The sequence below is a fragment of the Hoylesella marshii DSM 16973 = JCM 13450 genome (assembly GCF_000146675.1).
Lineage (GTDB): Bacteria > Bacteroidota > Bacteroidia > Bacteroidales > Bacteroidaceae > Prevotella > Prevotella marshii.
Window position 1 is genome coordinate 1086532 of the sequence record NZ_GL397214.1, and the last position, 12674, is coordinate 1099205.

Annotated in this window: 9 protein-coding genes; all 9 read right to left on the reverse strand. The window is 43.9% G+C overall.

Features of this window, described 5'->3' with window-relative positions; all coding sequences use genetic code 11:
* Nucleotides 1–114: 114 nt before the first annotated feature.
* A complete protein-coding gene (locus tag HMPREF0658_RS04505) occupies nt 115–1542 on the reverse strand; it encodes a leucine-rich repeat protein (protein WP_162149569.1) in 1428 nt (475 codons plus the stop codon).
* A 79-nt stretch (nt 1543–1621) separates the two neighbouring features.
* Nucleotides 1622–2833 carry a leucine-rich repeat domain-containing protein gene (locus tag HMPREF0658_RS04510; protein WP_006948921.1) on the reverse strand — a complete coding sequence of 404 codons (1212 nt, stop codon included), beginning with the start codon at nt 2831–2833 and terminating at the stop codon, nt 1622–1624.
* A gap of 404 nt (nt 2834–3237) precedes the next feature.
* A complete protein-coding gene (locus HMPREF0658_RS04515; RefSeq protein WP_006948923.1) occupies nt 3238–3447 on the reverse strand; it encodes a hypothetical protein in 210 nt (69 codons plus the stop codon).
* On the reverse strand, nt 3444–4400 hold the full coding sequence (locus tag HMPREF0658_RS04520) for a DUF4296 domain-containing protein (RefSeq protein ID WP_006948924.1): 957 nt from the start codon (nt 4398–4400) through the stop codon (nt 3444–3446). Before HMPREF0658_RS04520 ends, HMPREF0658_RS04515 begins: the two co-directional genes overlap by 4 nt.
* Nucleotides 4397–5035, reverse strand: coding sequence for a lipoprotein signal peptidase (locus HMPREF0658_RS04525; RefSeq protein WP_006948938.1), 639 nt, complete (start codon nt 5033–5035; stop codon nt 4397–4399). The genes HMPREF0658_RS04520 and HMPREF0658_RS04525 overlap by 4 nt, the downstream gene beginning before the upstream one ends.
* Before the next feature lie 79 nt (nt 5036–5114).
* Complete coding sequence (locus HMPREF0658_RS04530; protein WP_006948939.1) at nt 5115–5495, reverse strand: TraR/DksA family transcriptional regulator; 381 nt, start codon at nt 5493–5495, stop codon at nt 5115–5117.
* Between the two features lie 78 nt (nt 5496–5573).
* Nucleotides 5574–9005, reverse strand: coding sequence for an isoleucine--tRNA ligase (ileS, locus tag HMPREF0658_RS04535; RefSeq protein WP_006948940.1), 3432 nt, complete (start codon nt 9003–9005; stop codon nt 5574–5576).
* Between the two features lie 332 nt (nt 9006–9337).
* Nucleotides 9338–10210, reverse strand: coding sequence for a sigma-70 family RNA polymerase sigma factor (locus HMPREF0658_RS04540; protein WP_006948941.1), 873 nt, complete (start codon nt 10208–10210; stop codon nt 9338–9340).
* Between the two features lie 299 nt (nt 10211–10509).
* Nucleotides 10510–12564 (reverse strand): molecular chaperone HtpG, encoded by a 2055-nt coding sequence (gene htpG / locus HMPREF0658_RS04545; RefSeq protein WP_024990961.1) that lies wholly within the window; start codon nt 12562–12564, stop codon nt 10510–10512.
* Nucleotides 12565–12674 lie beyond the last annotated feature (110 nt).

Below are 12674 nucleotides of genomic sequence, written 5' to 3' on the forward strand. Positions count from 1 at the left end.
CGTAAAAGCAGGGGTATCGACAAGAAAAAAAGTCTCCTCCATGCGATATCTAAGAACAAACAAAAGGAGAGAATCCATAGATTCCCTCCTAAAGATAGTCTTCCAGACAATTCGTTACTGATTAAAACGGCTATCGATGAGGCTGTAACCAGCCACGTCTGTCCAGCGTTCAAACTTCTTCGTTTGAAGGTTCAACACGCCAAGACGACATTCCTTACTGGCCGTAGTATAAGAAATGAGCAACAAATCGAGTTTGGCATGCTTGGCAATGCTTACCAAACCGGAGTTAGCAAAGCCCGCATCTTTCAAAGATACCTCGCCAAGTAAGGTTTGTTCCTTAGTCTCTATGTTGTAAGAAAATATGCTTGTTTTCTTATTTTCATCACCTATGAAATAGAGCATCTTCGTTTTTTCATCATAAGCTGCTGACTTTCCAAAATTTGTTACCGACAGTTCCGCAATAGCAGAACCATCTTTCATACTCCTCAATATCGGCGTATTCTCTATAGTAATCAAAGTATTGTCAGAAGATTGTACTGCCGATTTAATTTTAGACGATGTCGTAAGACTCTCCATCTTTTGGGCATCATAATCATAACTATACAGTTTGTCACGGAAAGGTATGAATGCCCACACTCTTCCCTCTCCGTAATAATACCTGCGGAGTTTAAGTCTGTCGAAAGCGGGCACAGGGTCTTTCAGTCGCTCATCATCCTTTAAATCCTTATTGAAATCCACTTTAAAGAACGAGGGGCCGAATGCAAAATATACGTTCCCTTTATTATCGACCGTTACACCGTTAAATCCATACCAATCAAGGTCTTCCGGTAATCGCACAACAGCTTGGTGAACAACTTTCAAGGACTTGGCCTCAAACACTGTTACAAAATGATCTTTCTGCTTCGGAGTTACGAATTGAGAGTATACCAGATAATAGTTGCCTGCACGTTTCAGCGTTGATTCGTAACCAAGACTTATATTCGGATTTATCTCTTTGAATATTTTGTCATCTACCTTCCCATCATATGAAGTCAGAATGATATTGCTCTCAATACCTGTAGGTGCGTGAGATGCGCCGTTATAAGGCACGCTCCCTTGGTCAAGCGTAATGAAATAACCGAAATAAGGCTCGTAAATAGCTCCGATAGGAGTCTTATTTACAGTGGAAAAGCCATACGCTTCCCATGAGGAGAACTCGGCTTCCGCTTGAGTATAAACGGTCTTTCCATTAGGTGTTTGATAAAATACACCTTTCCCGAGTTGAGGTGCTTTGTCTACATAAATGACAGACAATGGAGTTTCTGCAAAAGCAGAATCAGCCAATTCCTTAGCCCCGTTCAACTTAACCGTAGTCAGATGTGAGCAGCCTTTAAATGCAGAAAGAGCAACTGTTGTGACCGAAGAGGCCTGAATCTCTTTTAACTTCTGCGAATTTCTAAACGCATTCTTCCCGATAGTCTTAACTGTAGCAGGCAAAGTGACAATGCCGTCGGCCGGAATCAGCTCTTCCGGATAAGAAATCAGCACATCCCCTTGTATCACGATCTCTGGTTGCTTCGTGTCGTCGCTGTCAGAACAGCCCACGAAAGCAATGGACAAAAAAATAAAAGATACTTATACATTATTTCTTCACTTTAGAAATAGAACTATTCATATATTTAGTTTGTCCCATAATTTGGGTTCCTGTACAATCTACAACCATCAAATGAGGTTGTTTAACGCCGAAAAGCGGCGAGAAAACGCCTGTAAAGTCATTCTTTGCAAGATAGATGCAATATACATTGGGTAACTTTGTCAGCACATCGATACTACCTGATAAGCGGTTGTTTTCTAAAGAAAGCTGCTGTACGGCAGAGAGATGGGCAAATGATTCGGGAATGCTGCCGGTAAGATTGTTATTTGATAAATACAATTCCTTTACTTTCAAATGCCCATAAGAGTCAGGTATCCCCCCTTCAAACTTATTCTTCGACAGATAAAGAACCTTTAATTTCTCCGCATTCTTAAATTGAGGCAAACGACCTTTCAGATTGCAAACAGCTAAGTCGCACTCAACCAAATTGGGCAAATCTATAACCTCCGGCATGGAAGTAAAGCCCTGACGACCTAACCGGAGGAAAGAGAGCTTTTTCAGGTTATTGATAGTTTGAGGAATCGCACCTGTTAAAACATCCGGATTTTGAGCATGGGTAACATGCTTCATATCCCATGGAGATGTCCACATATCTAATGAATCAAGCGAGGTTAAACAGCCTATTCTGTCAGACAAACTACCTGTTAGACTCGTGAAGGATAGTTTCAAACTTTTCAACTCGGTAAGATTATATATCTCGTCAGGGATGGAACCACCTAAATCTGTATTGTAAGAAAGATTGAAGCGTTGAAGACGCGACAGTTTGCCAATGGACTCCGGTAGTTTTCCCTTCAAATTGTTGTGTACCAAACACAAAGAGACCACTCTTCCGTTAGCAACCTTTACGCCATACCAATCCTTGAGAGGTTTCTCCAACCAACCTTCATTCTTGTACCAATGACCACCATCTAAAGCATTGTAAAAGTCTACTAAAGCCAATGAATCTGACGATTCTGTGACGCGACTTTTCATGTTTGATACTTGTTTCTCTTTGGTACCTTGCTCTTCCGAAGTGATGTCGCTACCACATGAAGCCAGCAAAGCAACCATACTCAATGCTGAAATACAGCACAATTTAAACATTTTCATTTGCTTGTTTTTTTTAATAGTAAGTTTCCAAGTTAATTCTCTATTGTTTTTTATCTCTACTTGACAGTGCAAAGGTAATATTTTATTACCACTTTCCATGACCTTTTTCATACTTTTTTTGTATAAAATTCATACATAATTAACCAGCATCCGAAAGTCCACCTCATACCTCCTTTTTTCTCCATGATATAAGAGATTAGGCAAAATCAACATTTGTAAAACATCAATACCCAAACTTCCATATAATAAAAGGATAGCTTTCACACGCTAAGAGCTATCTTTTTACACGCTCAAAGCTATGCTTTTAAGAGGTAGGAGCTTAGCTTTTAAAATACAACCTTTATCTATCTGTATACCAACGGATTATCTTTGACCCGATATTTTTTCACTTGCAATGTTCTATGAACAAAAGTATTTTGTCATTGAAACAGCATTTTATCTTGTCCTTACTGTGTTTTCCATAAGATATTTTGTTGCGTCGATAGTACTTCTAACAAGGCTACGAACAAGAAAAATCAGGCTAACAGGTGGCCATTCCAATACGCATGAAGTGTTCCCTTGTTATCACGGTGGAGCGAGATACGGCCTTCTAACCATTCGGTCATGGCCATCTCTTGGGTTAAAGCTCCGTAATTGACCACACGTCCCTCATCGATTTCAAGGAAAAAGAGGGGTAAACGCTCGCCCGTCTCCAGCTGCAATTCGTGAGCGGCATATCGTTTCATCGTTTTTGTGGCGGCATTAAGCGGGCTTTCTGCGGCGCTTGTTTCAACGATTTGATGAGCTGTTCATCCGCGGGAACTGCTTCCGGCAGTGTTGAGGGTACAACTCCATTGCTATCGGGTTTCGGCATGGCATCCTTCGGTGCTATGCTATCGGTGGGCGATGGCGTTTTCTTTCCATTGTCGTGCATCCTTATCAACTGCACATGATAGATGCTCATCAGTCGCAAAGTGGTAGAGGGTACAGCGCTTCCCTGTAAGTTTGACAACATGAAATAGCCGCGTATCTCGCGTATTCCAAGATGTGCCTCGTCGTCCAAGACCAATGAATAATGCGTAGCTGAAGTGATTTGTTGTGTCCGGGAGGCCACACTATCGTTGGCAAACCTCACAGCCAATACGGCAACTCCTTCGCGTAAACCGTCTTGGTAGATAAATTGCGCATCGAAATTGAGCATGATACGGTCGCCGCGATGATAGGTGGAATCGGCAGTAAGATAGAAAGATTGAACGCTATAAGGGGCTTTGGGAAGAAGGAAAAAAGACTTGTCACCCGTCCAAATGTCAGCGGTATCACCTTGAGCTGTCATCGCGCCAAACTTATTTAAATCGCTTGCAGAGGCTCCGAGGGCAACAGCATCGTCGTTGAAACGTTTTGCCAATCGCTCATAGATATCGTGCAAGCGGTCGGCATGCCGTGTATAATAAACTAAAGACGAATCGAACTCGGCTTTAGTGACACCGTACTTCCTGAAAACTGCTGCCTGATAAAGTTGTTGCTTATAACCGTCGACAGCACCGGCATTATTGTCCTGCAACATGGCTTCTGCCAAATGATAATCGTAAAGAATATCTTCCATCTCGCCGGGCTGTATATATTGGCTCGGCACTGATGGCTTGCAACTCCACAAAACGAGAACTGCAAACATGAAGAATATGACTTCTAAACGTTTCAATCCTTTTTCTTTTTAAGTCGGAAAGAGATGGTGGAAAGGTCTTGTCGGCAATAAATCATCAGCAAAACGAAACCTACGCTGATACAAGCATCGGCAAAATTGAAGACAGGACTGAAGAAAATAAACTCTTGACCGCCCCAAAACGGTACCCAATCAGGCCACGTCGAGACAATAAGAGGAAAGTAAAACATGTCTACCACCTTACCCATAAGGAATGGAGCATACCCATTTCCCCAAGGCACAAAGTAGGAAACATAGTAAGGAGACGAAGCATTAAAGATGAGACCATAGAACATACTGTCTATCATATTTCCCATTGCACCGGCCAAAACCATGGAAAGAAACACGATATAGCGAGTTCGTGCCTTGACCTTTACCTGCTTATAGAGATAAATCGCTATGACTCCGATAGCCAAGAGACGGAAGAGGCTGAGCATAAATTTATTGATAAACGTCATGCCATATGCCATTCCGTTATTCTCAATGAAGCTGATGTAGAACCATTGGGTCACTTCTATGCTCTGATGCAGTGTCATATGGGTCTTTACTTCGATTTTTATGATTTGGTCGATAACAAGTATCGACAACACAATCAAGCAAGCCAACTTGCCATCGGAGTGAAGTATATTCTTCATCTGTCTGTTTGTTGTTGAGAAATAAGGGCAGGCATCCATACACTGAAACACAGTACCTGCCCTTTATCTTCATAGATTTCTACCCTTTACGGGCGTTTTTCGACTCCACACTCAACGTGGCATGGGGTACGGCACGCAGACGTTCTTTGGGTATCAACTCGCCCGTTATACGGTCGATGCCATAGGTTTTATTCTCTATACGCACTAAAGCGGCCTCCAAACCCTGTATGAACTTCTGCTGACGACCTGCCAACTGAATGAGTTCTTCCTTGCTTTGCGTGGCACTACCTTCCTCCAACACCTTGTAAGTGGGTGAGGTATCGTCCACGTCGTTGCCGTCGGCATTCATCAAAGTACGCATCATTTGCTCGTAATCTCTTCGTGCCAAACGCAGCTTTTCATTAATGATGGCTCTGAATTCTTCCAGCTCCGAATCACTATAACGTGTTTTCTCTGCCATAATAGATATAGTTAATGATATTTGAAAATAGAGGTTCGACAATCATCGGTTTTAGCCATTGCCGTGTCCTCCCTATGTTTAAATCTTTTGAATGGATATGTTGAGTTTGAAATGATCAAAGTCTACCTCGGTTCCTTCGTTAGCTCCAATGGAGAGATGATTGGCCAACACTTGGCTCTTCACATAGTCGGCATAGTCGGCAATGGCAGCTTCCACGTCCGGATGCTTAGCTATCACGACATCGATGCGGTCTGTTATCTCCAAGCCCGCTTCCTTTCTGAGGTTTTGAATGCGGTTGATTAACTCGCGTGCCATACCCTCTTTGCGGAGCGCATCTGTGAGTTGCACCTCTAAGGCCACAGTCAGGTTACCTTCATTGGCTACCAACCAGCCCGGAATATCTTCGCTGATAATCTCTACATCGGTAGCATCTACCGTCACCGACTCACCTTCTACAGTGAAAGAGATACTGCCCGATTGTTCAAAAGCTGCAATCGCATCTTGGTCGAGCTTATCCATCTGTGCGGCAATGCTCTTCATCAATTTGCCAAACTTTTTGCCCATTGTGCGGAAATTGCACTTTATCTTCTTCACAAGGACACCTGTTCCCTCCACGAAATGCAGCTCTTTCACATTCACCTCATGCTTAATAAGGTCTGCAACGGCAGCGATATAGCGCTTTTGGGTCTCGTCGGTGGCAGGAATCATTATCTCTTGAAGGGGTTGTCGCACCTTGATATTCACTTTGCGGCGCAGTGCCAAAACCATTGACGTTATCTTCTGAGCCATTCCCATGCGGGCTTCCAGCTCTTTGTCGATAAACATTTCGTTGGGTTCGGGATAGCTGCTGAGGTGTACGGAAAGGGCTTTCTCGCGCTTGGTTACGGCCATTAAGTCTATATAAAGTCTGTCAGCATAGAACGGAGTCATGGGTGCCAAGAGTTTGGCAACCGTCTCCAAGCAGGTATAAAGCGTCTGATAAGCACTGAGTTTATCCTTACTCATCTCTTTGCCCCAGAATCTTTTACGGTTCAAACGCACATACCAATTGCTTAAATCGTCGTTTACGAAAGCATCGATGAGCCGTCCTGCACGGGTGGGGTCATAGTTTTCAAATTCCGATATGACAGCTTTCACCAGCGAATGCAGACATGAAAGCACCCAACGGTCTATCTCCGGTCGTTCGTTTAACGGCACATCAGGTTCCGAATAGGTAAATCCGTCTACATTGGCATAGAGCGAGAAGAAAGAATAAGTATTGTAAAGTGTGCCGAAGAGCTTACGTCTCACCTCATCAACGCCGTTTTCATCGAACTTCAAGTTGTCCCATGGCTCGGAGTTTGTCATCATATAAAACCTTACGGCGTCAGCTCCGTACTTGTCGATCATATCAAACGGATTGACAACATTTCCCACTCGCTTGCTCATCTTGTTGCCTTTGGCATCGAGGACAAGCCCTGTTGAGATGACGTTTTTAAAGGCAATACTGTCAAAAACCATAGTGGCAATGGCATGAAGGGTAAAGAACCAGCCGCGAGTTTGGTCTACTCCCTCGTTGATAAAGTCGGCCGGAAAGGCTAATCGGTTATCTATCGCCTCTTTGTTTTCAAACGGATAATGCACCTGAGCATAGGGCATGGCACCTGAATCGAACCATACGTCGATGAGATCGGTTTCCCGTTTCAAGGCTTTTCCTGTGTTGCTGACCAACACGATGTGGTCTACATAGGGGCGATGCATGTCTATTCGTTCGTAGTTCTCTTTTGAATAATCTCCCGGAACGAATCCTTTCTCTTTCAAAGGATTCGTCTTCATGACACCGGCATTCACACTTTTCTCTATTTCAGCATAGAGTTCTTCCAGCGAACCGATGCAAATGGCTTCGCCGTCGTCGTTTTTCCATATCGGCAGAGGGGTGCCCCAAAAGCGGCTCCGGCTAAGATTCCAATCATTCAAGTTCTCCAACCAGTTGCCGAAACGTCCCGTACCGGTGGATTCAGGCTTCCAATGAATGGTTTTATTCAGTTCCGACATGCGTTCTTTCTTTGCCGTTGAACGGATAAACCACGAATCTAACGGGTAGTACAACACGGGCTTGTCGGTTCTCCAACAATGGGGATAGCTGTGCACATGCTTCTCTATCTTAAAGGCTTTATTGGCTGCTTTCAGGTCGATACAAATGGAAACATCCAGCGTTTCGTCTTTTTCGGTGAGACGTTCGTCATACGCATTCTTCACAAAACGGCCGGCATATCGACCCCATGCCTCACGATGGATGTAACGATTCACAAACTCCGCATCCAAATCCGCCATGTCATAATACTTGCCTTGTAGGTCTACGATGGGGCGTTGCATGCCGTTTTTATCAATCATCACAATGGGAGGAACACCTGCCTTGCGAGCTACGAGGGCATCATCGGCACCGAAATTCGGCGCAATATGCACGATACCCGTACCGTCTTCGGTAGTAACATAATCGCCGGGGATGACCCTAAACGCACCGTTCTCCATGGGACTGACGAGCGGAAGCAACTGTTCGTACTCCATACCCACAAGGTCTGTACCCTTATAATGTGCGGTTATCGTCCACGGTATCACCTTATCGCCTTTCTTATACGTTTGCAAATCAACGTCTTTCCCTGCCTCATTGAAATATGCAGACACACGTGCTTCGGCAAGAACGACCGTTATCGGCTCGCCGGTGTACATGTTGTAACTGCGCACGGCCACATAGTCTATCTTCGGACCGACGCACAATGCCGAGTTCGCCGCTAATGTCCACGGGGTGGTTGTCCATGCTATGAAGTAGGCATTGCCCCACCCTTGCAACTCGGTTTTTGGCTTCTTGATGAGAAATTGGGCTGTAACGGTGGTATCCTTTACATCTCTGTAACAGCCCGGCTGGTTCAGTTCGTGGCTTGAAAGCCCTGTTCCCGCAGCGGGCGAATAGGGCTGTATGGTGTAGCCTTTATAGAGAAGGTTCTTTTCATAGAGCTGTTTCAAAAGCCACCAAAGGGTCTCTATATATTTATTGTCATAAGTAATATAAGGATGATCGAGGTCTATGAAATAGCCCATGCTTTCCGTCAACCGCCTCCACTCTGTGGTAAACATCATGACATTCTCACGACATTTCCTGTTATAGTCTGCTACCGAGATGTATTTCTCAGAGTCTTTATTGTCTATATCGGCCTTTGTGATGCCCAATTCCTTTTCTACGCTCAATTCAACAGGCAGCCCGTGGGTGTCCCAGCCTGCCTTGCGGCGCACTTGGAAACCACGCATGGTCTTGTATCTGTTGAATGTATCTTTGATGGCACGTGCCAAAACATGGTGTATTCCGGGATGTCCGTTCGCCGAGGGAGGTCCCTCGAAGAAGATAAACGGCGGACAACCGTCGCGCTCTTCTATGGATTTTCGGAAAATGTCGTTCTGCTCCCACGATGTCAATACTTCTCTATTAACAGCCGCGAGGTCAAGTCCTTTATGTTCGGCGAATTTCTCTGCCATATTATTACCTTAATTTATGATGCTGTATTATTAGCGTGCAAAGATACAATATTTTCTCTGCCTAACCAAAATAAATAACCTAATTTTGGCTGCAAAGCTGTGAATAAAAAGCCGAAAAACAGGCTTTTCTTCTATCAAAGACAAACGCCGTTACGACAAGTGCAAAGCACTGAAAATAAGCCAAATAAGTATCAGCATTGTAAAAGCTAAGCTCTTAGGCCGTCAAAGCTAAGCTATGATACGATAAAAGGTAAGCTTTCAACGCGTGAAAGCTTACCTTTTATCTTTATGGATGAATGCCTCCCAAAAGAGGAAGGCTATCAATGAGTTGATTATCCCAAATATTTCATGAGGACTTTAACGTTTCCGCTGTCTCTTAACTTGGCTATACTTTTCTCTCGTATCTGACGAACACGCTCGCGAGTAAGCCCCAAACGGTCGCCAATCTCTTCGAGACCTTTCTCATGACAACCAATTCCGAAGCATTCGCGGATAATGGTTATCTCGCGATCTTTAAGCACTTTGCACAATACAGTATTGAGTTCCTGTGCCATAGACTCGTGGTCTACGAGACGATCGGTACGACTGTCTTCACCACCGGCCATGACATCGAGCATGCAGTTTTCTTCTCCTTCCTGAAAAGGGGCATCTATACTGACGTGATGTCCATCAGCCATCAGGCTCTGCCCTATCTTTTCTTCGTCGATATGGGTAACGTCTGAAAGCTCGGAGACCGACGGATGACGCTGATTCTCTTGCTCAAACTTATTGATTTCGTGGTTTATCTTGTTGAGAGAGCCAACCTGATTAAGTGGCAAACGCACGATACGGCTCTGTTCAGCGATAGCTTGAAGTATGCTTTGGCGTATCCACCATACGGCATAAGAGATAAACTTAAACCCTCGTGTCTCATCAAACTTCTGTGCGGCTTTAATAAGTCCGATGTTTCCTTCATCTATTAAGTCAGTCAAAGTGAGACCTTGGTGCTGATATTGTTTGGCTACCGATACGACGAAACGCAAGTTGGCAGTCACCAATTTGTCTTTTGCACGCTCGCCTTCGGGGCCTCCTTTCTTTATCTTTTGTGCTAATTCTATTTCTTCATCGATAGAAATCAATGGTGCACGGCCAATCTCAACGAGGTATTTATCTAAGGCTTCGCTCGATCGATTGGTTATACTCTTTTGTATCTTTAGCTGTCTCATCTTTTATAAACCTTAATCTTTACTAACTTACTGAATACCAATTTAATACATAAAACTTACAGAGAAAACGTTGCAAAATTACAAAAAATACAGTTACACATGTGTTAAAATAGAGAAAACATTTAGCCAATAATCGTTAATATCTTCTATTTCATTCGTTTCTTTTGAAGCCATAAAATAGCGATACGGAGGGTTCCACATCGCTATTTCATGGTCATCAGCCCGCCATTGGAGAGGAATAAAAGCCTCGCCGTTCGGCTAAGACTGTCATGCTACAGATGAACTGAAAGATTGTCACCTTATTTAATAAGGTCGATAGAACGTTTTAAGAAAGCATCAAGTCCGGCACCTTTCAGCATACCGTTTTGCAACAAGGCCAAATCTATCAACTGCTTAACGATTTGATTGCTTGCAGCATAATCGGCAATGATGCCGTTTTTCTTTTCCGTTTCTTCGCTCACGGCCTTTTCGGTTTTAGCCATCTCGTCTTTCTCTTCCTGCGTTATCTCCTCTGCTTTTTTGTCTTTTTGCGATTGACGCAGGGCTGCAAGACGGGCATTCAGGCCTTTGAGTTCGGCAAGAACAGGCTTCAACGCTTCTGAGCAATGGGCTACTTCATCGCTAAGCACCTGTTTCACCAGCCTGTGATTGCTGTTCAGAACCAGCGAAAAGGCATCGGGCATCTGTGCATAGAAGTTCATACCGCTTTGAAAATGACTGATATCTTTCATCCGTCGCATCCATTCATTCTGCGTGATGAGCACCGGCTGTGCATTCTCTCCTAAGTCCTGTACTTCTACACTGAACTCTACTTTTTCTATCTTGGGCAACTGTGAACGGAACGTTTGTGACAAATTGGCACTTTCTTCCTCTGTGAGCGAGGTCTCGTGCCTCTCTTCCTTTACAATCAAACGGTCGATAATATCGGCATCTACACGGGCAAAGCGACTCTTCTCAAACTTCTGCTCAAGCATGGAAACCATGTGTACGTCGAGTTGTCCGTCAAGCATGAGCACGCTATATCCCTTTGCTTTAGCAGCCTCAATATAACTATACTGTTCTTCTTTGTTAGTGGCATACAGATAAATGAGCTGTCCGTCCTTGTCGGTCTGGCTGTCTTTGATAAGCGTTTTATACTCCTCAAAGGTAAAGAACTTGTTTTCCGTATCTTTAAAGAGTGCAAACTCTTTGGCTCTATCATAGAAATCTTCTTGTGACAGCATGCCATAGTTGATAAATATCTTTAAATCGTCCCACTTTTTCTCATAGTCCTTACGGTCTTCCTTAAAAAGCGTGTTAAGACGGTCGGCCACTTTCTTGGTGATATACGATGAGATTTTCTTCACATTGGCATCGCTTTGCAGATAGCTGCGGCTCACGTTCAACGGGATGTCGGGTGAGTCGATGACTCCATGAAGCAATGTCAGGAACTCGGGTACGATACCCTCTACTTGGTCGGTAACAAAGACCTGATTGCAATAGAGCTGAATTTTGTTACGCTGCAAGTCAAGATTCGATTGCACACGAGGGAAGTAAAGCACTCCTGTAAGATGGAAGGGGTAGTCCACATTGAGATGAATCCAGAAGAGCGGATCATCCTGCATGGGGTATAATGTGTGGTAAAACTGTTTGTAGTCGTCATCTTTCAACGTGCTCGGTGCCTTCGTCCAAAGGGGGGCGACATCGTTGATGATATTGTCCTCGCCGGTCTCCACCTGCTTTCCATCTTTCCATTCTGTCTTCTTTCCGAAAGCAATGGGCACGGCCATGAATCGACAATATTTGTTCAGAAGTGCCTGTATGCGTTCTTTCTCTAAAAATTCCTTACAGTCATCGGCAATGTGCAATACGATGTCCGTACCTCTCTCTGCCTTGTCCACCTCTTCTACCTCATACTCGGGGGAACCATCGCAACTCCATTTCACGGCCTTGCTATCCTCTTTATAACTACGAGTAATGATTTCCACCCTGTCGCTTACCATGAAAGCCGAATAGAAACCAAGTCCGAAATGACCGATAATGGCATTGGCATTGTCCTTGTATTTGTCCAAGAAGTCTGTAACGCCAGAGAAAGCTATTTGGTTAATATACTTATCTATCTCGTCTTCTGTCATACCAAGGCCATGGTCGCTGATGGTGATGGTTTTCTTTTCTTTATTCAATTGCACAGAAACGGTGAGCGAACCCAAGTCTCCTTTATACTCACCACGTTCTGATAACGTTTTCATCTTCTGTGTAGCGTCTACCGCATTGGAAACCATTTCACGCAGAAAGATTTCATGGTCTGAGTATAAAAACTTCTTAATAACGGGGAATATGTTTTCGGTTGTTACCCCAATGTTGCCTTTTGCCATAATGATATTTGTTTTTTCGTCATTAAATTTTTGCCATATCACAAACAAATAGTATGCCAAAGGAGCAGGAAAAGGATAGGTAATCACTAAAAAAGGATGACACTCACAGG